Here is a 23,019-nt window from a genome sequence, read left to right on the forward strand (position 1 = left end):
ACTCCTCCCCTTCCCCTAATTCTTTTTCTGAGGTGATTTGGCTAATTGGATCGCAAGTAACATCGCACTTGCTTTATGACGTGTTTCTTCATATTCCTTATTCGGATCAGAATCATAGACAATCCCTGCGCCTGCTTGCACAAATGCCTTATTATCTCGAAAATAGATCGTTCGAATAGCAATACATGTATCTATGTTCCCAGCAAAATCAAAATAACCTACTGCTCCCGCATAAATCCCACGTGCTTCAGGCTCTAATTCTGCTATGATTTCCATCGCTCTAATTTTCGGTGAACCAGACACAGTTCCTGCTGGAAAACATGCTCGAAATGCATCCAATGGTGTATGTTCTTTTGATAATTCTCCCGTTACTTGCGAGACCAAATGCATGACATGGGAATATCGCTCAACGTGTTTAAATGCTGTTACTTGAACAGTCCCATAGGTAGATACACGACCAACATCGTTTCTTCCTAAATCCACCAACATGAGATGCTCGGCATTTTCTTTTGGATCTGCAAGCAATTCCTTTGCTAACTCCTCATCCTCTACAGCGTCTTGACTTCTCGGCCTAGAACCTGCTATCGGCCTTGTCTCAACTAAGCGATCTTGAACCCGAACCAGAATTTCCGGAGATGTACCAACAATCTGCTCTTCACCCATTTGTAAATAATACATATAAGGAGAAGGATTTAAATATCGTAAAATGCGATAAACCATCATGGGATCCGCAGTGCCCTCAACGGTATACTTTTGAGAAGGAACCACTTGAAAAATATCACCTGCACGGATATAATCCTTCGCATTTTCCACTGCCCTGCAAAAAGTATCACGTGTAAAATTAGAGGTAATATGGCTGAAATCCACTTCTTCACGAACTAAATTGGGCAATGGCTCAATGAGGGGATGTGTCTTTTGCAGACGATCCTTCCATTTATCCAATTGATCAACTACTTTATCGTAATCCATCACTTTCCCATTTTTTGCTTTCACATGCATAACCAAGTATAAGACTTGTTCTAGGTGATCAAATACGATCAGACGATCGTAAAAAGCAAGATGTGTATCATATGCTTTCGTCTTACCTGCCGAATTGACAAGTAAAGCGTTTGGTTCGAATGCTTGAACCAATTCATAACTAAAGTATCCTACAGCTCCCCCAAGAAAAGGTGGAAAACCATCATATTTAGGAGAAGTACTTTCATCCATTAAATCTTGTAGAAAAGGCAATGAATCATCTGCTGGGAAAACTTTAATTTTATCGGCAGCAGTGACGGTAAGCATACCTTCCTTACCAGTTAATATACGATAAGGCTGAGATCCCATAAAGGAATAACGAGAAAATTTTTGATTTCCTTCTACACTTTCCAATAAAAAAGAGTACTCATCTTTATCTAACGCATGGAATAACTGAATTGGTGTTACAGTATCTATTTGGATTTTTTTACAAATGGGAATATGGGAATATTGTTTGGCTAAAGCCTCTACTTCTATTTTGGTTGGATAGATCAATTGACTTTTTCCCTCCTAATGAGGTAGGAGAGAGAAGGATATAGAGGGATAATAAATATAAAAAACCAAAGCACCGGATGCTTTGGCTGTGGTTTGTCATCTGTAAACTCAGCTCTACTCCGCTAACTATATCCTTATCTCTACTCTACTCATCTACTCATTCTCAATCTCGCTAAAATAACTACTAATTCATACTCTATATGAGGACAATCTTCCCTGTCAATGATAACTTTATGATTCCAAATCTGGTCGTAACTTTACCGCTTCATTCAAATAAACATGTCGAATCTTATTTGCTGATTTATCGGTATTTACGAGGAGCATCATACGAATGCAAAGGGCTAATCCATTTGGGACATCTACTTCACTAGCCCCCATCAAAGGTACCAATTCCCAACCTTTCAGAGCACGTATGGCGGCAGCAGGAAAAGCAGCATTTAAGTCAGGCGTACTTGTTATCAAAATACTGGCAACATCATCTGCTTGTAAATCATTACGTTCGATAAGAGCTAAAGATAGCTCTTTTGTCGCTGCTAATATTTCCTCTTTTGTGTTTGTTGAAACTGTCGTAGCCCCACGAATCCCTCGAACCACTTAAGTACTCACCTCTTTAAGCTTTTTTATTACTTTTCTGATCTTTGCTTCTGGAATCTCATTTACTACTTCCACGTGTCCCAGTCCTCTACTCAATACAAAGGTGTAGTTCCCCTGTTTGGCCTTCTTATCTCGCTTCATTATTTGCAGCAAAGTTTCATCTGACCAAGACTCTTCTATTCGAATCGGCAAAGAAAAACTTTGCAGCAAAGACTCCGTATCTTGGATTAATTGAGCAGGAGCATCCAACATCTCTACACTTAGCATAGCTGCCCCCACCATACCAATCGATATCGCTTCTCCATGGGTATAATGGGTGTAATTCGAAATAGACTCTAGGGCATGGCCGATAGTATGACCATAATTTAAAATAGCACGCTTTCCTTTTTCCGTTTCATCCTCGGAAACCACATTAATTTTCACTTTACAACCACGGTAGATTGCTTCTTCCAAGATAGGAAGAGTTCTCGCTATTAATGCCTGATTATTTTCCACTAACCAAGAAACAAATGCTTTGTCCCAAATCAATGCATGTTTCACTACCTCAGCAAATCCAGAAGTAAGTTCTCTAACAGGCAAAGAAGATAAAAGACTGACATCAAATAAAACAAACAACGGCTGGTGGAAAGCACCCATATAATTTTTGCCCAATCTATGATTGATACCAACTTTCCCACCAATACTGCTATCATGAGCTAATAAAGTTGTTGGCAGTTGAATAAATGAGATGCCTCTCATGAAACTAGCAGCAAAAAAACCAGCTAGGTCTCCTACTACCCCTCCCCCGAGTGCTAGTACTACACTCGATCGATCTAAACCAGCTTTAATCCCTTCTTCATAAAGCTGATCAAGGGTCTCCAAAGATTTACTGCTCTCTCCAGCTGGAATGACCGCGAGTGTAACATCATATCCAGTCGAACGAAGCGATTCTAATAATGGCTTGGCATATAAGGCAAAGACATAGCTATCTGTTACGAGAAACAGCTTTTGAGTTGTTTCGATCTTATGTTGAATAAGTAACGATGGTAATTTTGTTAATAACTCAACTCCGACATAAACCGAATAAGTTCGAGTTTTCGTTTGAACTTGTAGCTCTCTCATTACTTAAAACCTCTTCGTTTTTTCTCTGTATTGAGTAACTTGTTCAATCAATTCGCCAATCGTATCAGCTGGAAACTTCTCCAGCAATGCTTGTGCTACTTCCCACGCTACTACATTTTCAGCTACTACGCTTGCAGCTGGCACCGCACAACTATCGGAACGTTCTATGCTTGCAGCAAAAGGTTCTTTGGTGTCTATATCCACACTCATCAATGGTTTGTACAATGTGGGAATTGGTTTCATCACTCCGCGAATAACAAGCGGTTGTCCTGTTGTCATCCCACCTTCAAAGCCACCTAAACGATTAGTTGCTCGACCGAACCCTTGTTTTTCGGACCAAGTAATTTCGTCATGTACCTGAGAACCGGGACGTTTGGCTGCTTCAAAACCGATTCCGAACTCTACACCTTTAAAAGCATTGATGCTGACTATCGCTCCAGCAATTCGCGAGTCTAACTTGCGATCCCAATGCACATAGCTTCCAAGTCCAATAGGAACGCCTTCGACAATTACCTCAACAATACCACCTAAAGAATCTCCTTCTTTCTTTGCTCGATCAATCAAATCTTTCATTGGCTGCTCTGCATTTGGATCAACACAGCGAACCGAAGATTGCTCTGAACGGGTTATTAATTCATCTAAACTGAGATCTATTCTCTCTGCTTCAACTTCTCCAATCCGAACCACATGACCACCAATACGAATTCCACATAGCTCTAAAATCTGCTTCGCTACTGCACCAACTGCTACCCGTGATGCTGTCTCTCTTGCACTCGAACGTTCCAAAACATCACGCATATCATGATGATTGTATTTGATTGCTCCATTTAAGTCTGCATGACCTGGACGTGGACGGGAAATCCGACGTTTACCGGCCTCCTCAGGATCAGCTAGTGGATTCATGATTTTTTGCCAATGAGTCCAGTCTTTGTTTTCAATTACTAGGGTAACTGGAGCTCCAGTTGTTTTGCCAAAACGAACACCAGCTAGGATTTGAGCTTGATCTGTCTCAATTTGCATCCTTCGGCCACGACCGTGTCCTAACTGCCTTCTATGTAATTCATTGTCCAATTTTTCTTTGGAAAATGGTAATTGACTTGGTAAGCCTTCAATAATAATTGTCAATTGGGGTCCATGTGACTCTCCCGCTGTTAAATACCTCATCCTATACTCTCCTCATCTATACATATAAAAAATCGTTACCTGTAAGTGTAACAAATAAACTGCTGTTTGGGCTAGAGCTGAAACAAAAAAGAGTTTCCTAACTTTTTAGTACAGAGGAAATCAATATTAATAAGAGGATTGGCGGCTTTTAATGCTCTTTCTTCTTATTCTTTCCCTTCTAAATCATTTTTTCTTTCTGTTTTTCCTCCCAATAATGTACTCATCATAGACATTACTATGAATGTAATGGATTGATATTACATCTCATGATAAGTGCAAAAAGCTTTTCCTCATTTGTATATGTATCCAAAAATGAATAATTTGTATTAGAATAGGATTTCATAAATAATTTTTTGAATAATGGTAATAAGAAAGGAATGAAATGATGAAAAAACACTGGAAATCTTATCTTATTTGGACTTTCATTTCTATACTCGGTGCAGGATGTTTTGCAGTCCTTGCCTTAAATCGAGGAGAAACCGTCAATTCCATCTGGCTTTTAACTGCTGCTGTATGTACATATGCAATCGCTTATCGATTTTATAGTCTGTATATAGCCAAAAGAGTACTACATCTTGATGATCAACGGAAAACACCTGCTGAAGTCTATAATGATGGAAAAGACTTTGTGCCTACTAATAAATGGGTTTTATTTGGTCACCATTTTGCTGCAATTGCCGGTGCAGGTCCTTTAGTTGGTCCAATCCTTGCCTCACAAATGGGGTATTTACCCGGAACACTCTGGATTATTATTGGAGTAGTGATTGGTGGAGCAGTCCAAGATTTTATTATCTTATTTGGCTCCATACGGAGAAACGGAAAATCGCTTGGTGATATCGCTCGTGAAGAAATAGGTCCTGTTGCGGGATTTACTTCTCTTATTGCAATTATTGGAATTATGACCATTTTACTTGCAGTTTTAGGATTAGTTGTAGTCAAGGCGCTCGCAGAAAGTCCTTGGGGAATGTTTACGATTGTATCGACTATTCCAATTGCTTTATTCATGGGAATCTATATGCGTTATCTTCGTCCCGGAAAAATACTCGAGTCATCTCTAATCGGATTTTTTCTTCTCTGTATCTGCCTTTGGAGCGGTTCATTCATTGCAAATCATCCAGCATTAGGTCCCTTGTTCACTTTTGAAGGAACATCCATCGCTTGGATGTTGATTTTATATGGATTTATTGCTTCCGTCATTCCTGTATGGCTACTCCTTGCTCCTCGCGATTATTTGAGTACTTTTCTTAAGATCGGTACTATTTTAGGATTAGCAATCGGGATTTTACTGGTAATGCCGGAACTGCAAATGCCTGCTCTAACCAAATTCATCAATGGGACAGGCCCAGTATTTTCAGGAAATCTATTTCCTTTTGTTTTTATTACTATCGCCTGCGGATCTATTTCTGGTTTCCATGCACTCGTATCTTCTGGAACAACCCCAAAAATGATCATGCGTGAGTCGCAAGCACGATTGATCGGTTATGGTGGTATGATTACAGAATCCTTCGTTGCCATCATGGCGCTGATCGCTGCCTGCATTATTACGCCCGGAACATACTTTGCCATCAACAGTCCTGCTGCCATAATTGGTACAGATGTGAACAGTGCAGCGAAAGTTGTGTCTGAGTTAGGCTTTTCCATAACTCCTCATGATCTATCGAATCTAGCAAATCAAATTGGTGAGAAATCCATTTTATCACGGACAGGTGGAGCACCAACTCTTGCAATTGGAATGGCTACTATATTTTCATCTGTCATAGGTGGAAAAACGTGGATGTCTTTATGGTATCACTTTGCCATCCTATTTGAAGCAGTCTTTATTTTAACAACAATCGATGCTGGAACAAGGGTGGGTCGATTTGTATTGCAAGGTTTACTTGGCAGAATATCTCCAAAACTAGGGAAAACAGATTGGTACCCTGCCAATATTTTAACAAGTGCAATTATAGTTGGAATGTGGGGCTATTTTCTCTATCAAGGGGTAGTAGACCCACTTGGGGGAATTAACACGCTATGGCCTTTGTTTGGAATTGCCAACCAAATGTTAGCGGTTATCGCTTTAGCTGTAGGAACAACGATATTGATCAAAATGGGAAAAGCCATTTATGCTTGGATTACTACTGTGCCTCTCATTTGGTTAACTATCATCACCATGACTGCAGGTTGGCAAAAAATATTTGATCCAAGCCCAGCAATTGGCTTTTTGGCAGCAGCCGACAAATATCAGACTGCCGTGTACAGCGGTAAACTTCTAGGCCTTGCCAAAAATATGGATCAAATGAAACAAATTGTTTTCAACAACAGAATTGATGCAGTGTTAACAGGCATCTTTATTCTCTTTATCTTGATTATTCTGTTTGATTCTCTACGTGTATGGTACATCGTACTAATCAAGCGAGAGTCCCTTCAGCTCCACGAATCAAAGTATATAAAAAATGAGGTGTAACCATGAAATGGCTGAAAGTAATTGCAAATTACCTAAATGAAATAGCGGGTGTACCGAATTATAAACGCTATCTGGTTCATTTTCAAAAACACCATCCTGATGGAACACCTCTTCCTGAAAAGAAATTTTACCAAAAAGCAATAGATGAAAAATATGGGAATGGTAGTATCCGGCGTTGTTGCTAGTCTATATCAATTCACTCAGAAAGGAAGGCATGAGATGAAAGGCTTTAATCACCTTACCTTACGTATTAGCGATCTTCAAAAAAGTCTTCCTTTTTATTGCGATGTACTCGGAATGACATTGATCCATCTAGCTCGTACCGATGCTTACCTTGAATGGGGAACGGCTTGGATATGTCTATTGGAAAAGAGAGATCAAAAATCCCCTAATGAAGGCTGGGGAATGGATCATGTCGCATTTACCGTAGAGGAACCTGATTTTCATCGATTAGTAGATCATATTAAAAATAAAGGAATCCCTATTATAAGAGAACCTATAAATCGCGGAGGTGGACTATCCTTTCAATTCCAAGATCCAGATGGTATTGTATTAGAAATTTTTACTGGCTCACTAAAAGAGCGAATGAAAAATTGGCAATAACAGTACTTTTCCCTTTTCCGTATGGATAATTCACATAATTAACTATATAGTGAATAAATGGAAAGGGGTGTTACTATTAAATTTTTACTTTCTTTATCTTTATTATTGACAACTTGGCTAACTTTGTTTTCGAACGACTCCTATGCAACTCAAGAAGAACCTATCTACTATCAAATTGAAATAAACAAAGAGACGAACAAACTTTATTTGTACGCTGATGGAAAAGTAAAAAAAACGTATCCCATTGCAACAGGACGATCAAATGATTTAACCCCAGAGGGAACTTTTCCTTTGGTAGTGAAAATAGTTGATCCTAAATGGAAGGATACTCCAGGCGGTGATCCAAAAAATCCCTTAGGACCAAGATGGCATGGCCTAGAAGTAAATGGAGATCGCGGACGCACCTATGGTATTCATGGAACTAACGATCCAGATTCCATCGGTAAACATGCATCGAGTGGATGTGTTCGTATGCATAATGAGGATGTCAAAGAACTCTATCAAATTGTGAACGAAGGCACTGCTGTATGGATACATAGCGGAAAAAGTGATAATCATTGGCGAGGCGATGCATCGGTGGGGTTACAAAAAGAAACAGGAACGGTGACCATACCTCGAACCAAAGTGAAGTTATGGACAGGTCCTAATATTGGTTCGTTTATCACTACGGCAAAAAACAAATCTACTACACTTGAAAAAACAGGAATATCCGGAGATTGGATGCAGGTAAAACTAGGGAATAACAAATACGCTTTTATTCAAAAAAACTTCCTTAGTCCAGCAGAGAAGTCTACTATTATTGTAGATGTTGACTTGGCAAACATCCGCACAGAACCAAATACCTCATCTACAGTTCTACAGAAAGTAAAATATGGGACTATTTTAACTTACAAAAGTCTGAAGGACGATTTCTATCAACTGCAATTAAAAGACCGAAAAACAGGATATATCAGTAAAACTACTGTACAAGAATAGGGGCAGATATAATGGCTATTCAAAAAATAGAACATGTAGGGATTATGGTTCGAGATCTAGAACACTCTATTGCATTTTATCGTGATGTGATCGGAATGGAACTTCGAGGCACATTGGTGCATACTGATCCAAGCATCACACTGGCATTCTTTTCTTTTCCAGGTTCTTTGGAAACAGAAGTAGAGCTTATACATGGCTTTAGAAGTGATCTCCCAAAAGAAGGAGTCGTAAATCATCTAGCATTTGCAGTTGACAACATAGAGAAAGAAATAGAGCGTTTAAAACAACTTAAAGTACCTTTTGCCGATGAAGAAATTACGATTCTACCTAATGGAGCAAAATATATCTTTTTTTATGGACCTGATAAGGAATCCCTTGAGTTATTCGAATCCCCTAAATAAAGTCGTATGCCCCCTTGATATATACAAGGGGGCAATTTTTAAACGAAATTATCCTAGAAATTCTTGTAACTCACGGATTAATTCCTCAGGAGCCTCATACATACTCATATGACCTACTGATGGAATAACTACTTGTTTAATATGATCTCCTTTTATTGCAAATGCTCGTTCAGCTGGAACCACTTTATCATCACTTCCAGCCACAATAAGAACAGGAACAGTTGCGGTTGCTAACACAGCTGATAAATCCGGTCTGTTGCGCATTGCTTCCAAAGCTACTATTGCACCTTCTGTTGAAGTTTGATAACCAATCTTTTTCGTAATTTGTTCGTGTTCCATAAGATGATTAGGAGCAAATAATTTAGGAACAAGACCATCGACAAATATTCGCAAACCATCTGATTTGATTTTTTCCATTCCAGCAAGTCTACCTGCTTTTGCTTCTTCCGTATCTGGAAGAGCAGTAGAATGAACAAGTGCAAAACGATCTAACAAAGAAGCATACTTTTTGGCAAAAGCCACAGTAATATACCCACCTAATGAGTGTCCAATTAACGATATTTTCGTAAGGTTCAGTTGCTGAACAAGGCTTGCAACCTCGTCGGCATAATCTTCTGTAGTAAAAGTTTCATCAGATAAAGAAGAACTCCCATGTCCGGGTAAATCTATTACGATTACTCGATAATGTTGTGAGAGTGGCTCTATCACATGATCCCAGTAATGCAGATCCCCTACAAAACCATGAATCAAAACTACTGGCTTTCCCTGTCCTTTATCTGTAAAGGAAATCGTTGTCTCTTTATTGGTTTTTATTGTTTTTATCGTCATATATATACCTCCCATTAATAGAATCAAACACTCTTAATAAAATACGCTATAATTAACTATAAGGGGATATCCAAAATGGAATCTCACTTATTTTTTGTTTCTCATAATGTAAGTACACCACAACACTTGGATCCTTTTAAGGACTGAGATGGAGGAATGAATTATGGTGAAGGATTTAAAATATTTACAAGCACAAAAATCAAAAAGAAAGATTTCAATGCTAACTTGTTACGACTATCCCACAGCAGTTTTGCTCGATCAAGCAGATATTGATGCTGTATTGATTGGGGACAGTGTAGGTACCAACGTGTTAGGATATCACAGTGAAAAAGAAGTTACGATTGAGGATATTCTTCATCATGTGAAAGCAGTCCGTCGTGGTATTTCCAAAGCATATGTTGTTGCTGACCTACCTTATCAAACCTACCAAAACCCAGAAATAGCACTTAAGAATGCAAAAAAATTGCAATCAGCAGGGGCTGATGGCATTAAATTAGAAGGAGCTCACGAAGAAATTATTCGCCATCTAACTTCAAATGGAGTAGAAGTATGGGCTCATCTTGGATATAATGCACAATTTCAGCCAAAAGCAGCAATTCAAGGAAAAATATTTTCCGAAGCTAAACAATTGATATTAGACTCCATACGAGTGCAACAAGCAGGTGCTAAAACATTAGTTTTGGAATTAGTTCCTGAAGAAGTTTCAACCGAAATAACGAAAAAACTAAGGATTCCTACTATTGGCATTGGTGCTGGACGTTATACGGATGGTCAAGTTTTGGTCGTACATGATTTATTGGGCATAACTCCGCACTCATTCCGACATGCAAAAAAATACGCCAATTTGCGAATAGATATATTCGGGTCCTTTCAACGATACATCCAAGATCTTCAGATTGAAAAATTTCCTACAGAAGCAAATTTTAAACATATGCATCCTGATGAGCTACAACAATTTAAGATGTGGCTTGAAGAAGGGATAGAGCTTGACCAATTTAAAAAATAACTAAGACTTGAAAACCTATTGAGACTCCACATGGCTCAGGTACTGGGATGACTATCGCTCATGCGTTCTAAGATGCAAAATATTTGTTGCTCTTTCAACACTTTTTTGGAGTTTCGAGCAATGCCACCTTTCAGCCCACGATTCAAATCGTGGGCTTTCAGTCAGCAAAAATCTGTAAACTATCACCTCCATAATCTCATCCGCAATCCTTTTTTCCTAGGCTCTTCCATGATCTTATTCCCTAGTTCCAATTCTTGAATCAAAGGATACAACGAATCCAATATGTATTTGTAATCATTTGAAGTTATTTTGTTAGATTTTAAAGCCTTTAAAAGGAGCTTTTTTTGAAAAGTTTTAGAAAGTAACTTCTTCACTTCTTCTTTTAATGCTAGATCTTGTTCCCAATGTTTTTGTAACAAACCAATCCCGGTTAATAACTCTCCATTTCGAAAATAACCTAACAAGATATCGTTATCCAATCGATAAAGTATTTCCCAGCCTATGTAGTCCAAAAAAATATCTTGTCTTAACCCTCTGGACAAGTCAGAAACCGTTAATTCAGCCAATGTTTTATTTCTAATTCGGTTATACCATTGTGGTAAAGGATATTTATTTGATTCTTCATTATTGAATTCATCATAGTTAAATCCTTTAATTTTTTCTATTTCTTCAAGTGTTAATCGACATATTTCTTCTCTTGTCATCTTTTCACCCCCTTGACCCATAAGAACATTTATATACTAATAGAAATTATACAAGAATCATCTTCTCATAGGTTATAAAAAGGGAATAAATATAATAATCTGATTTTTTAACCGTTCCATGTTAAAAAGGATGCTATGTGCATCCTTTTTAATGTTTGTGTACTTCCGCTAATTTTTTTTCAGAAGGTAGAAAGAATCCTAGAACACCTAATATAGGCAAAAATCCAACGATCGTTATGGTTTTCGTTATACCGATCAAGTCTGCTAGATTTCCAAATAAAACTGAACCGATTGCACCTAATCCAAAAATAAAACCAACTGTTAATCCTGACATGGTTCCAATCTTACTTGGAACTAATTCTTGTGCATAGACAACAGATACAGAAAAACTGGTCATCATAATAAATCCTATTAAAAGCAATAAAATAAAACTACTGATAGGTCCAGCATAAGGAAGTAAAACAGTAAAAGGCGTACTTCCTAAAAGAGAATACAAAATTACATTTTTCTTCCCAAAACGATCTCCAAGTGGTCCACCAAAAAATGTTCCTACTGCACCACTGATGAGAAACGCAAATAGATATGCTTGTGCAGTAGTAATGGAAAAGTGATACGTTTTTATAATATAAAAACTGTAATAATTGGTCATACAAACAATGTACAACGAACGAGCCAATAAAATAAACATCGTCAATATAAGGGCAATCCATACCGTTTTACTTAAATTAGTTGATCCTATTGTCACTTTTTTCTTTGTCATCACACGTACTTGAAGTTCTTTTCGATACCATCTTGCAATATATGCTAATAATAAGACAGCCAATGCAGCTGCAAAAGTAAACCAGATAGCACCAAACTGCCCAAATGGAACTAAAATAAGAGCTGTAATCAAAGGGGCTAAAGCTTGGCCTGAGTTTCCTCCCACTTGATATATGGATTGAGCCAGACCTTTTTTGGAACCAGCTGCTAAATGTGCTACTCGGGAACCTTCAGGATGGAATACAGCAGATCCCATGCCTACAAGTGCCACACTAAAAATAATCCAGCCATATTGGGGGATAAGTGCCAGCATCAACATTCCTAACAAAGAACACGCTAGTCCGAGCGGTAATGCATAGGGTCTTGGTTTCTTATCAGAAAACCAACCAATCACAGGTTGAAATAAGGAGGAAACGATATTTAAAACTGCTGCAATCACCCCTAATTGGGTAAAAGTAAGGCCCATCTCCTTTTCTAAAATAGGAAACATTGCTGGAACCACTGCTTGGAGGGTGTCATTTAAAAGATGACAAATACTAATGATAAACAATATTTTATAGGTAGTCAGTGCAATATTGTTAGATTCAGTTGTAGTTACTGAGACGGGAGAAGACATCATTTATACTTCCTTTCTTTCCTTCATCCATTTTGTATAATAACATTTATAAATAAAATTAGAAAGGTTTCAAAATAACATTTTTTGTTTTATTAACCTGAAGATGGTCAATACTAGCAAGAAGAAATTTCCACCAGATCGTTTTATATTATTTATGGGAATCTCCTTTCGTGTCTCGGTGAATAAAGTATAATGAAAGAAGTTATGCTTCTTTCTAAATAACTTGTATATAAAAGATGTTTGAAAATACAGATACAAAGGGTGACCATGGCATTATGATTAAACCAAGCGCAAGCGCTTTATATAAGGAAGCATTTGAAGTTTTAGAAAAAACAAGTCGAACATTTTCTATTCCCATTAGTTATTTAACAGACGGATTAAAAGAAGCTGTAGCATCTGCTTATTTATGTATGAGAGCTATTGACGAAATCGAAGACCATCCTGACCTTCCATCTGCTACAAAACATGATCTTCTAGTGAAAATTAGTAAATTATTACATGCTGGAGACATGGATATGTGCGCTTTGAACGACCTCTATAAGCCTTATGAATCGAGACTTCCTGAAGTAACCCTTCGATTGGCAGATTGGCTGAAAATATGTCCTCCAGCACTCCAAACACGCATTAAAGAAGCGACATCCATCATGGCTCAAGGGATGGCAGAATGGGTAATGAAAGATTGGCAGATCAAAACCGAAAAAGATTTAGATGACTATACATACTATGTTGCTGGGTTAGTTGGTGTCATGCTCTCAGACATATGGGAATGGCATGATGAAACGAAAACGGATAGAGATTTAGCCATTGCTTTTGGAAGAGGCTTACAATCGGTGAACATACTAAGAAATCGTTCAGAAGACAAAGATCGTGGAGTCAATTTTTTCCCAGATGGTTGGGGGGAAAAAGAAATGTTCGATTATGCAAAACGTAATCTCGAATTAGGAGATACATACATCGAAAGCTTAAATCCAGGATCGATCCTCCACTTTTGTGAAATTCCCCTAGCTCTTGCTCATGGTACATTGGATGGTCTGGCTCATGGAAGAGAAAAAATTAGTAGAGCTGAAGTAAAAGAAATTGTTAGCAGAGTAGTCACGGAATAAGAAAAATAAAAATAATAAAAGAGTGTCTCTCAATAGGCACTCTTTTCTATTCTCTGGTTCTCCAATTCTGCTGTCATCTGTTCTACTAACTCTGGTCTTCCATGAAATTGAGCAGGTGTATTTTGAAACAGGGCTACTTCCCACTGTCCTTTTGTCTGTTTCGCTACTAATGTCTGTACTGCATTTAATGCAGGATTTAACGTTGACTCTCCTTCTGGAACCATCCCTGCAATCGCCCGTAAAATTGCAATTTCGGATTGCAAAAAACGAATATTTTTGATGATACAAGTAAAAGGCGGGGTTGGATGATGAGCAAAAATCTCATCTAAGTGTACCAATATAAGTTGACGTCCAGAGATGCAGCTTCCATCAAAACCAATCATCTCACCTGCTGGTTCAAAGACAGATGACATCTGCTTCGCATCGCGATCGTTCCATGCTTGTATTAACTTTAGATAGAGTCCACTTACTGATTCTTCACTTTTCATTTAGATTGCTCCTCTCATGCTCGGATGAGCAAGAATAAAATATATCATGTATAATCTAATTTTCTGCAAAAAAGCTGTTTCTTTATTCATGTTTGGATATTTGTCCTAAAACAGCTGTGGCGACAACAGAAAGTAATGTTGCCGCCACTGATCTCCTCAGACACAGGGATATTTACTTCCATTCCCATCTACGCTTCGGAGAATGGTCAGAGCAGAGAAAGCCAAGATGAGACTGTTGATGAAAATAGTCCATCCGTGGCAAAGTCACTCTCTTACAACACTCTATCTCACGTGGAGTACATTGATGAGAGCAGCGAATCCCAAATGGAGAGACATAGGAACAGCGATATAGCTCGCTCTCTAGTCCTCGATACAAAGAAGAGCTAACATCTACAATCTCCCAAGTACCAGAAGGAGGAATTCCTTCGGTAGATTCATCTTCGTTCAAGCTCCTAACGTATCGAGACATCGACTGGAAGGTTTCTTCCACCTTGTTGGAGCATTCCAGCCAATTTTCAAGGGAGACTTTCCGCTTCCGAGTCTGGTTACGTGCAAGAGCTTCCAAAGGAGGACAATCGACTAGTGCATAATGGATATGACAAGTAGAACGAAGCTGACCAATTAGCCGAATCATCGCTTCACGTTGACCTCTGTTGTCACCAGCATCTGTAATGATGACCCAACCACGATTATTTAGAACCCTTCTAAGTTTATCAAGGGCTTGTCTCATCGTTGGATCGATCAACTCGATAGGGACTTCTCCAATCCATTCTCCCCCTTGGAGAAACTCATCAGGGTCAATTTCATAAATCTCAGCTAGAGGTTCATAGACAAGACCTGCTCTACTCGCCCTCAATAGTTGGTGCTCTGCCATAGCAGAACGAACTGCCTTGATCAGGGTACTTTTTCCTGCACCGCATCGACCTGTCAAGAAGACGACAATACTTTCACCAAAAAGATAAAACATCTTGTCTGGTGAGGAAAGTAGGTTGAGCTCCCATCCTTCTCTAGCTATTTCTTCTTTGGTTGTTAGAGCCCAAATGCGACGCTTCTCTGCAATAGCTACTGCTTCTTCACACATGTCAAGCATCTCTACTGAGTTCGGAAACTCAATCGATACCCTTAGTACCTCAGACATATAACGGTACGCGCTTTTAAAGGGAATCTCGCAATTGTTTCTGAGATCATCCGGAAAATAAGCGTTACTGTTAGGCCTAAGCTTCCCTAGTCGCTGATCCAACAGAAACCGAATGGCAGTCTGTCGTATTATCTTATGCTCTTCTAGGCTAGCTACTCTCGTCATCTCTCCCTCGCTTCATAGAAATGCTGTATAGTGTAATTATATTAATATATCTTAATAAAAAACAGCAGGTTTAAACGTTAAAATTTACTTATAGCGAAAAAGACCATTGTATATAATGGTCTTTCATGTCAACACTTTTCTTTTTATCTCACAGCAGCAAAAGAAATTCTCGAATCCAACGCTTGGGACAGATCGTCCATAAGGTCTTCTACGTTTTCCAAGCCTACGGAAAAACGGAGCAATCCATCTGTTATCCCATGTTTTAATCTAACTTCTTGTGGCATTGCCGCATGGGACATCAATGCAGGATAAGATAGAATACTTTCTACAGAACCTAAACTAACGGCAACGATAGGCAGTCGAATCTTTTGAAGTAGTTTCCTTACTTTTGTTCCACTTCCTACATCAAAAGATAATACTGCGCCATGACCACTAGCTTGTTTACATTGTATACGATGACCTTCATGTTCCTCTAAACCGGTATAATATACTTTCTCCACCTCTTTATGCTCTTGTAACCACACTGCTAACTTTTCTGCATTTTTGGAAGATATGTCCAACCTCGCTTGCAGGGTTTTCAATCCCCGTAGAATTAGCCATGAATCTTGCACTCCTAGTACTGCTCCAAACGCATTTTGAAGAGTCTTGATTTGATTTGCTAATTGTTCATCTCTTACCGCTACAAGTCCTGCCACCACATCACTATGTCCGCCCAAAAACTTCGTTGCGCTATGCACAACGATATCGAATCCAAATGCTAATGGACGCTGATAATAAGGTGTTAAAAATGTATTATCGACAATAGATAATAATTTATTTTCTTTTGCTACTTTTACTATCTCGCCTAGATCTGTTACTTTTAGGGTTGGATTGGAAGGAGTTTCGATATAGATTGCTTTCGTATTTGGACGAAGTGCTTGAGTGATAGCTTCTGTTCTGGTTGTATCGACAAAAGTACTGTCAATCCCAAATCGACTTAGCACTTGCGTTAAAATACGATACGTACCACCATAAACATCCTGCGAAACAATGATATGGTCTCCTTTGGACAATAACAGAAACACAGTAGATATTGCTGCCATTCCGGAAGCAAAAGCGAAGCCTCGACAACCACTCTCTAGCTTTGCAATGGTATCTTCCAATGCTTGGCGTGTTGGATTTCCACTTCGGGAATAATCGAATTGCCCCGGATTATCGATATCAAACTGATGAAAGGTAGAAGCTTGATAGATGGGAACACTTGAAGCCCCTGTCTGTGGATCTAACTCATTTCCATTATGCAATAACAATGTCTCTATTCTCATCCAAATCACTCCCCGTTTCGTTTTACTAGGCACGTATTCGTATAAACTACTGAAGTCCTTGTCCTATTTTTTTGCATCAAAAAACCTCTTCTCCTAAGAGAAGAGGCCAGTTTTATCCATCGTTTCCTCTTCCCTTATCTATCAGGAATATACTTCCTGCAGGAATTGGCACCTTATTGATTAAATCAATTGGTTGCCGGGCTTCATCGGGCCAGTCCCTCCGCCGCTCTCGATAAGAGAATTATCAAAATATTATTTTATTCAAGATTTGCACTAGTTATTTTTAGGTTATCCTACATCTGAATAGAAGTCAAACACGAAAACAAAATTATCCGATATTATTGTAAATTGGGGTTCTACACTGGTTGACACCAAATGTAAGTTAATATAACTCCTAAGCAAAAATAATTGCAACTTTTCATAGATTATTATATATTCATCCAAAAGAAAATCCTTAAATCCAAAAGCAAGTACTCGAAAATATCCTGTAACAAATAAACAATCTTCTTTTTCTCCTAACCTTGTAGTATAATCAATAATTGGGAGTAACAATATTAACCAAATACAAATGAATCTTTCTCTTATCAAGAGTGGTGGAGGGACTGGCCCGATGAAACCCGGCAACCAATTGATCTATGGATCAATATGGTGCCAATTCCTGCGGATTATTGGATTCCGCGAGATGAGAGTTGACGATACAATCGTTCACCTTTCATCTTACCCAGATGAAAGGTTTTTTTGATCTTACACAAAGGATGATAGCAATGAACAGAACACCCATTGAAGAGCGACTGAAAGAAAAAATACTTATCATTGATGGAGCGATGGGAACAATGCTTCAACGTGCTCAGTTAACCGCAAAAGATTTTGATGGTGAAGAATATGAAGGGTGTAATGAAATTTTAAATCTAACCCGTCCGGATGTAATTCTTAATATTCATAAATCATATTTAGATGCTGGTGCCGATATCATTGAAACCAATACATTTGGGGCAACTTCTGTTGTTTTAGCGGAGTATGATTTACAAAACCGAACAACAGAAATCAACCAAGCAGCAGCACGCATCGCTTGTACAGCGCGGGATCATTTTAGTACAACAAATCATCCTCGTTATGTAGCTGGCTCTATCGGTCCCACGACCAAAACCCTTACCGTGACAGGCGGAATTACTTTTCATGAGTTAGCCCACTCATACTACGAACAAGTTGAAGCACTTTTGATGGAAGACATTGATCTTCTTTTATTGGAAACCTCACAAGACACCTTGAATGTAAAGGCTGCTTGTATCGGAATGGAACGCGCTTTTAAAGCGAGTAAAAGAAGTGTTCCGATTATTATCTCTGGAACAATAGAACCAATGGGTACCATGCTGGCTGGTCAAAATATTGAGGCTTTTTATTTGTCGATCGAGCATCTAAATCCTCTTGCAATTGGATTAAACTGTGCAACAGGGCCAGAATTTATGAAAGATCATATCCGCACATTATCCACTCTTGCTACTTGTGCTGTCTCATGTTATCCAAATGCTGGTCTACCAGATGAAGACGGTAATTACTTGGAAACTCCATCGGCTCTGGCAAAAAAATTAAGCGAATTTGCTTCGGCTGGGTGGCTTAACCTAGTTGGTGGTTGTTGTGGCACGACACCTGAGCACATTCGTGCTATTGAACAAGCTGTTGCCGCCTTTCAGCCACGTACCCCTGCCCCCTCACACCTTCCTGCTGTTTCAGGTATAGAATCTGTCTATGTTGAGGAAGACAATCGACCCCTACTTGTTGGAGAACGCACCAATGTGATTGGATCACGTTTATTTAAATCATGGATTGCAGAAGAAAAATACGAGGATGCATCTGAAGTTGCTCGCAAACAAGTAAAAGGCGGGGCACAAATCATCGATATTTGCCTTGCAGATCCTGATCGTGATGAGCTAGAAGATATGGAACGATTTTTGAAATTTGTGACAAAAAAAGTGAAAGTACCACTGATGATAGATTCTACAGATCCAAAAGTTATCGAAATGGCTCTATCCTACTCCCAAGGTAAAGCGATTATTAATTCCATTAACCTTGAAGATGGAGAAGAACGTTTCGCAGAAGTTGTCCCATTGCTTCATCGTTTTGGAGCTTCTGTAGTAGTTGGTACCATTGACGAGGAAGGAATGGCTGTGTCAAGAGAACGAAAATTGGCAGTAGCCCAGCGATCCTTTCAGTTGTTAACAGAGAAATATGGAGTAAATCCCCAAGATATAATTTTTGATCCACTCGTTTTTCCTGTTGGTACTGGTGATGAACAATATATTGGCTCTGCTTTAGAAACAGTAGAAGGAATTCGCCTTATAAAAGAAAGCTTACCAACATGCACCACTATACTCGGAGTTTCTAATGTCTCATTTGGTTTACCTATTGCTGGTCGTGAAGTTTTAAATGCGGTTTACCTTTATGAATGCACCAAAGCCGGACTCGATTATGCCATTGTAAACTCCGAGCGCCTTGAACGATATGCTTCTATTCCTGACGAAGAAAAACAACTAGCAAAAAAATTGTTATTTGATACGAATGAAACGAACTATGGTGAAGTATTAGCTGCATTTACTGAATTTTATCGTGAGAAAAAAATAGAAAAGAAACAATCTGCTCAAACCTTAACCCTAGAAGAACGCTTGGCCAATTATGTTATAGAAGGTTTCAAAGATGGGTTAATTGCCGATCTCAATTTGGCTCTACAAAAAACCTCTCCATTAGATATCATCAATGGACCACTTATGACTGGAATGGATGAAGTTGGACGACTCTTTAATGATAACCAATTAATCGTAGCGGAAGTACTGCAAAGTGCAGAAGTCATGAAAGCCTCTGTTGCACATCTAGAACCTCATATGGATAAGGAAGAAACTACTTCTAAAGGGAAAATCATTTTAGCTACCGTAAAAGGAGATGTTCACGATATTGGAAAAAATCTAGTAGAAATCATTCTTTCCAATAATGGTTATAACATTGTAAATCTTGGAATCAAAGTAACTCCAGAACAATTAATTGCTGCTTGTCGTGAAGAACTACCAGATGCAATTGGTTTATCGGGACTTTTAGTAAAATCAGCACAACAGATGGTTATCACCGCCCAAGATCTACAATCAGTTGGAATCAACATCCCTCTATTAGTAGGCGGGGCTGCCTTATCTAGAAAATTTACCGAAAACCGAATCACTCCAGCTTATGAAGGACTTGTTCTTTATGCCAAAGATGCCATGCATGGCTTGGATTTAGCAAATCAACTAAGCTCTCCCATTAAAAGAAAGGCTATTGTTGAAGAAATGCAACAGAGAAAAGAACAGATAATAGCAAAACAAGAAACCATTGAATCAGCAGTTCCCATCACTCGAACACCTGTGACTCGTTCACCGATCGATCGAAAAGCAAAGTTATTTGCCGCTCCTGACTATGCACGTCACGTTTTACGAGATTATCCCCTTCACCATTTGAAAACCTATATCAATGAACAGATGCTATTAGGAAAACACTTAGGAATAAAAGGAAATGTAGCAAATTTATTAGAAAGTGGTGATCCAAAAACGGTTGAACTAAAAGGACAATTGGATCACCTTTGGAATGAAGTTATAACCAATTCTTATTTATCGCCTCAGGGCTTATATCAATTTTACCCAGCACAATCCGATGGAAACACTGTACTAATTTATGACCCTACCAATACATCGCAAATAGTAGAACAGTTCCATTTTCCAAGACAACAAGTAGAACCTCATTTATGTTTAGCTGACTTCCTTCGTCCAGTAACTTCAGGAGAGATGGATACCGTTGGATTTTTTGCAGTCACAGCTGGAAAAGGGGTGCGAGAGCTCGCGGAAAACTGGAAAAATAGTGGAGCCTATTTATATTCTCATATGATCCAAGCTTTAGCTTTAGAGTTAGCCGAGGCCTTTGCAGAACGGATACATCAAATCATGCGAAACGCATGGGGCTTCCCAGATCCTCTAGAAATGACCATGAAAGAACGGTTTGGAGCACGTTATCAAGGAATTCGAGTCTCTTTTGGTTATCCTGCTTGTCCTAACTTAGAAGATCAAAGTAAATTATTTCATCTCTTAAAACCAGAAGATATCGGAATAGAGCTGACAGAGGGATTTATGATGGAACCAGAAGCATCTGTCTCTGCAATGGTATTTGCCCACCCACAAGCTCGTTATTTCAACGCAAATTAGGAGGGATATAACTTGAAGATACCTTTTCGAACTTACATGAAAGACCATGTTCTATTAGGTGATGGAGCAATGGCGACTTACTTATTCCAACAAGGCATATCCGTTCACACCTGTCAAGAAGAACTAAATTTAAGCGAACCAACACTCATTGAAAGTGTGCATCGTGAATACGTAAAAGCAGGTTCCAAGATGATCGAGACTAACACTTATGGTGCAAATCGAGAACGTCTTTCACGTTATGGTTTGGAAAATAAAGTAGCAAAGATCAACCGAGAAGCCGTTTCTATCGCCAAAACAGCTGCTAGAGAGGAGGCATATGTCTTTGGATCTATTGGTTCCATACTAGCTGGACGAGTGATGGAGTATGATCCAGAGGAATATCTAGATTTGTTTGAAGAGCAAGCCACCGCCCTTTTATATGGGGGTGTAGATGGGATTTTGTTAGAAACTTTTTTAGATGTACACGAGTTAAAATTAGCTGTAAATGCTATTCGTAATCTCACAGATTTACCCTTATTCGCTCAATTTTCCTTGATTGAAGTTGGACGGACACGAGATGCTTATTCCTTATCAGAAGCTTTTAAAGAAATCGCAGAAAAAGTCGATGGAGTAGGATTAAATTGCCGACTTGGGCCTGTAGAAACCTTACGCAGTTTGGAAAAATCAATTGTACCAGATTCCCTTCTGCTCTCTGCCTTCCCAAATGCCGGTAGGTTAGGGATTACAGATGGAGAGGTTAAACATAAGTCTCATCCTGCTTACTTTTCTGAGATATCAAAGCTGCTGATCAACCAAGGTGTCAATCTCATCGGCGGCTGTTGTGGGACAGCGCCTGAACATATCGCACAAATGAAAGATATTGTGGAGAGTGTAAAACCTATCAAACGCATTAACCCATCAATTGATGAACTTTCCATTCATTCTACTCGACACGTGTTGGTTCATCGCCAGAATCAAGACTCCATTCTTTCCAAGGTCAACCAGAAACGAACGATCATCTGCGAGTTTGATACACCTAAAGATTTAGATACAACTGATTTTTTAGTCGGAGCGCAAAAATTGCACGAAGCTGGGGTCGATTCTATCACCATGGCTGATAATGCACTTGCAACAACACGAATGAGCAATTTAGCTCTTGGAGCAATCCTAAAATCTCAGCTCGGATTGAATCCGCTTCTTCATATCGCTTGTCGTGATCGTAATCTAATTGGTCAACAATCACATTTGATGGGGTTACATGCGTTAGGAATTGATCAAATACTTGTGATTACAGGTGATCCATCCAGAATCGGTGATTTACCTGGTGCTAGTTCCATCTATGATGTTACTTCTTTTGAATTAATCCGTATGGTAAAACAGTTAAATCAAGGGCTCTCTTTTTCAGGAAAACGATTGAATCAAACTGCCAATTTTATCGTAGGTACTGCTTTTAACCCACATGTACGGAAAATTGAAAAAGCAGTAGAACGATTAGAAAAAAAGGTAGAAGCTGGAGCCGATTTTGTGATGACACAACCGCTGTATGACCATCAAAGTATCCATCGTTTATATGAAGCGACCAAACACATTCCCATTCCCATTTTTATCGGGATAATGCCCATCACTAGTTATCGAAACGCTTTATTTTTGCACAATGAAATTCCAGGAATTAAAATTACAGATCACGTTTTAGCTCTAATGGAAAAAACAACAGAGCCAGAAAAAGCAAAACAACTAGGTATCGATATCACAAAAGATTTACTGGATGGTGCAATGGAGAAATTCCGAGGTATTTACTTAATTACACCATTTTCCTTTTGGCAGATGAGCGTAGAGCTCACTTATTATATCCGTGATCAAGACGAACAACTGAAAAAAGCGATTCCTTAAACCTAAACAGAAAATGTTATTATTAA

19 protein-coding genes and 2 riboswitches are annotated in these 23,019 nt (G+C 38.8%); of the genes, 9 read left to right on the plus strand and 10 right to left on the minus strand.

Going from position 1 to position 23,019, the window contains the following annotated elements:
- Positions 1-15 precede the first annotated feature (15 nt).
- The 4 genes from trpE to aroC all read right to left on the minus strand — a co-directional run bounded on the left by trpE (position 16) and on the right by aroC (position 4,371).
- Positions 16-1,512 (minus strand): anthranilate synthase component I, encoded by a 1,497-nt coding sequence (gene trpE, locus AC5WOF_RS13990; protein WP_496050561.1) that lies wholly within the window; start codon positions 1,510-1,512, stop codon positions 16-18.
- A 231-nt stretch (positions 1,513-1,743) separates the two neighbouring features.
- Positions 1,744-2,106, minus strand: coding sequence for a chorismate mutase (gene aroH, locus AC5WOF_RS13995; protein ID WP_496050562.1), 363 nt, complete (start codon positions 2,104-2,106; stop codon positions 1,744-1,746).
- Positions 2,107-3,207: a 3-dehydroquinate synthase gene (aroB, locus tag AC5WOF_RS14000; protein WP_496050563.1), complete on the minus strand. Its 1,101-nt coding sequence runs from the start codon at positions 3,205-3,207 to the stop codon at positions 2,107-2,109. It abuts the gene before it with no gap.
- A gap of 3 nt (positions 3,208-3,210) precedes the next feature.
- Complete coding sequence (aroC, locus tag AC5WOF_RS14005; RefSeq protein WP_496050564.1) at positions 3,211-4,371, minus strand: chorismate synthase; 1,161 nt, start codon at positions 4,369-4,371, stop codon at positions 3,211-3,213.
- Between the two features lie 385 nt (positions 4,372-4,756).
- Here aroC and AC5WOF_RS14010 point away from each other — a divergent pair, with 385 nt between their 5' ends.
- Genes AC5WOF_RS14010 through AC5WOF_RS14030 form a run of 5 tightly spaced genes read left to right on the plus strand, consistent with a single transcriptional unit; the run spans position 4,757 to position 8,796 of the window.
- Entirely contained in the window at positions 4,757-6,817 is a 2,061-nt protein-coding gene (locus tag AC5WOF_RS14010; RefSeq protein WP_496050565.1) for a carbon starvation CstA family protein, read from the plus strand.
- Between the two features lie 2 nt (positions 6,818-6,819).
- A complete protein-coding gene (locus tag AC5WOF_RS14015) occupies positions 6,820-7,002 on the plus strand; it encodes a YbdD/YjiX family protein (protein WP_496050566.1) in 183 nt (60 codons plus the stop codon).
- Positions 7,003-7,036: 34 nt separating this feature from the next.
- On the plus strand, positions 7,037-7,420 hold the full coding sequence (locus AC5WOF_RS14020; protein ID WP_496050567.1) for a VOC family protein: 384 nt from the start codon (positions 7,037-7,039) through the stop codon (positions 7,418-7,420).
- 57 nt (positions 7,421-7,477) lie between these two features.
- Entirely contained in the window at positions 7,478-8,395 is a 918-nt protein-coding gene (locus tag AC5WOF_RS14025; RefSeq protein WP_496050568.1) for a L,D-transpeptidase family protein, read from the plus strand.
- 11 nt (positions 8,396-8,406) lie between these two features.
- Entirely contained in the window at positions 8,407-8,796 is a 390-nt protein-coding gene (locus AC5WOF_RS14030) for a VOC family protein (RefSeq protein WP_496050569.1), read from the plus strand.
- 48 nt (positions 8,797-8,844) lie between these two features.
- On the opposite strand, the gene AC5WOF_RS14035 is transcribed toward AC5WOF_RS14030, so the two are convergent.
- Positions 8,845-9,624, minus strand: coding sequence for an alpha/beta fold hydrolase (locus tag AC5WOF_RS14035; RefSeq protein ID WP_496050570.1), 780 nt, complete (start codon positions 9,622-9,624; stop codon positions 8,845-8,847).
- Between the two features lie 163 nt (positions 9,625-9,787).
- On the opposite strand from AC5WOF_RS14035, the gene panB reads away from it, so the two are divergent.
- A complete protein-coding gene (panB, locus tag AC5WOF_RS14040; RefSeq protein WP_496050571.1) occupies positions 9,788-10,630 on the plus strand; it encodes a 3-methyl-2-oxobutanoate hydroxymethyltransferase in 843 nt (280 codons plus the stop codon).
- Between the two features lie 182 nt (positions 10,631-10,812).
- Here the strand turns inward: panB and AC5WOF_RS14045 are convergent, their stop codons facing one another.
- Both AC5WOF_RS14045 and AC5WOF_RS14050 read right to left on the minus strand, forming a co-directional pair.
- Positions 10,813-11,334: a contact-dependent growth inhibition system immunity protein gene (locus AC5WOF_RS14045; RefSeq protein WP_496050572.1), complete on the minus strand. Its 522-nt coding sequence runs from the start codon at positions 11,332-11,334 to the stop codon at positions 10,813-10,815.
- Positions 11,335-11,482: 148 nt separating this feature from the next.
- Positions 11,483-12,709: an MFS transporter gene (locus AC5WOF_RS14050; protein ID WP_496050573.1), complete on the minus strand. Its 1,227-nt coding sequence runs from the start codon at positions 12,707-12,709 to the stop codon at positions 11,483-11,485.
- Between the two features lie 275 nt (positions 12,710-12,984).
- On the opposite strand from AC5WOF_RS14050, the gene AC5WOF_RS14055 reads away from it, so the two are divergent.
- The gene (locus AC5WOF_RS14055) at positions 12,985-13,812 is read left to right on the plus strand and encodes a squalene/phytoene synthase family protein (protein WP_496050574.1); all 828 of its coding nucleotides are present in this window, start codon (positions 12,985-12,987) and stop codon (positions 13,810-13,812) included.
- Between the two features lie 29 nt (positions 13,813-13,841).
- Here AC5WOF_RS14055 and AC5WOF_RS14060 read toward each other — a convergent pair whose 3' ends face one another.
- The 3 genes from AC5WOF_RS14060 to AC5WOF_RS14070 all read right to left on the minus strand — a co-directional run bounded on the left by AC5WOF_RS14060 (position 13,842) and on the right by AC5WOF_RS14070 (position 16,907).
- Positions 13,842-14,300, minus strand: coding sequence for an SgcJ/EcaC family oxidoreductase (locus AC5WOF_RS14060; RefSeq protein WP_496050575.1), 459 nt, complete (start codon positions 14,298-14,300; stop codon positions 13,842-13,844).
- A 172-nt stretch (positions 14,301-14,472) separates the two neighbouring features.
- The gene (locus AC5WOF_RS14065) at positions 14,473-15,603 is read right to left on the minus strand and encodes a P-loop nucleotide/nucleoside kinase family protein (protein WP_496050576.1); all 1,131 of its coding nucleotides are present in this window, start codon (positions 15,601-15,603) and stop codon (positions 14,473-14,475) included.
- Positions 15,604-15,746: 143 nt separating this feature from the next.
- Positions 15,747-16,907, minus strand: a complete 1,161-nt coding sequence (locus AC5WOF_RS14070; RefSeq protein WP_496050577.1) for an aminotransferase class I/II-fold pyridoxal phosphate-dependent enzyme — start codon at positions 16,905-16,907, stop codon at positions 15,747-15,749.
- Positions 16,908-17,038: 131 nt separating this feature from the next.
- Positions 17,039-17,146, minus strand: a riboswitch (SAM riboswitch).
- Positions 17,147-17,485: 339 nt separating this feature from the next.
- Positions 17,486-17,596: riboswitch (SAM riboswitch) on the plus strand.
- A gap of 75 nt (positions 17,597-17,671) precedes the next feature.
- On the opposite strand from AC5WOF_RS14070, the gene metH reads away from it, so the two are divergent.
- A complete protein-coding gene (metH, locus tag AC5WOF_RS14075) occupies positions 17,672-21,124 on the plus strand; it encodes a methionine synthase (RefSeq protein ID WP_496050578.1) in 3,453 nt (1,150 codons plus the stop codon).
- A gap of 36 nt (positions 21,125-21,160) precedes the next feature.
- A complete protein-coding gene (locus AC5WOF_RS14080) occupies positions 21,161-22,993 on the plus strand; it encodes a bifunctional homocysteine S-methyltransferase/methylenetetrahydrofolate reductase (RefSeq protein WP_496050737.1) in 1,833 nt (610 codons plus the stop codon).
- Positions 22,994-23,019 lie beyond the last annotated feature (26 nt).

It is taken from the genome of Shimazuella sp. NTD250 (assembly GCF_059510375.1).

Coding starts and splice junctions, on each gene's coding strand:
- panB (WP_496050571.1), top strand. CDS start 9,788: ATGGTGAAGGATTTAAAATATTTACAAGCACAAAAATCAAAAAGAAAG.
- AC5WOF_RS14030 (WP_496050569.1), top strand. CDS start 8,407: ATGGCTATTCAAAAAATAGAACATGTAGGGATTATGGTTCGAGATCTA.
- AC5WOF_RS14035 (WP_496050570.1), bottom strand. CDS start 9,624: ATGACGATAAAAACAATAAAAACCAATAAAGAGACAACGATTTCCTTT.
- aroB (WP_496050563.1), bottom strand. CDS start 3,207: ATGAGAGAGCTACAAGTTCAAACGAAAACTCGAACTTATTCGGTTTAT.
- metH (WP_496050578.1), top strand. CDS start 17,672: ATGAACAGAACACCCATTGAAGAGCGACTGAAAGAAAAAATACTTATC.
- aroC (WP_496050564.1), bottom strand. CDS start 4,371: ATGAGGTATTTAACAGCGGGAGAGTCACATGGACCCCAATTGACAATT.
- AC5WOF_RS14065 (WP_496050576.1), bottom strand. CDS start 15,603: ATGACGAGAGTAGCTAGCCTAGAAGAGCATAAGATAATACGACAGACT.
- AC5WOF_RS14055 (WP_496050574.1), top strand. CDS start 12,985: ATGATTAAACCAAGCGCAAGCGCTTTATATAAGGAAGCATTTGAAGTT.
- AC5WOF_RS14025 (WP_496050568.1), top strand. CDS start 7,478: ATGGAAAGGGGTGTTACTATTAAATTTTTACTTTCTTTATCTTTATTA.
- AC5WOF_RS14010 (WP_496050565.1), top strand. CDS start 4,757: ATGAAAAAACACTGGAAATCTTATCTTATTTGGACTTTCATTTCTATA.
- AC5WOF_RS14070 (WP_496050577.1), bottom strand. CDS start 16,907: ATGAGAATAGAGACATTGTTATTGCATAATGGAAATGAGTTAGATCCA.
- AC5WOF_RS14020 (WP_496050567.1), top strand. CDS start 7,037: ATGAAAGGCTTTAATCACCTTACCTTACGTATTAGCGATCTTCAAAAA.
- AC5WOF_RS14060 (WP_496050575.1), bottom strand. CDS start 14,300: ATGAAAAGTGAAGAATCAGTAAGTGGACTCTATCTAAAGTTAATACAA.
- AC5WOF_RS14015 (WP_496050566.1), top strand. CDS start 6,820: ATGAAATGGCTGAAAGTAATTGCAAATTACCTAAATGAAATAGCGGGT.
- AC5WOF_RS14050 (WP_496050573.1), bottom strand. CDS start 12,709: ATGTCTTCTCCCGTCTCAGTAACTACAACTGAATCTAACAATATTGCA.
- AC5WOF_RS14080 (WP_496050737.1), top strand. CDS start 21,161: ATGAAAGACCATGTTCTATTAGGTGATGGAGCAATGGCGACTTACTTA.
- AC5WOF_RS14045 (WP_496050572.1), bottom strand. CDS start 11,334: ATGACAAGAGAAGAAATATGTCGATTAACACTTGAAGAAATAGAAAAA.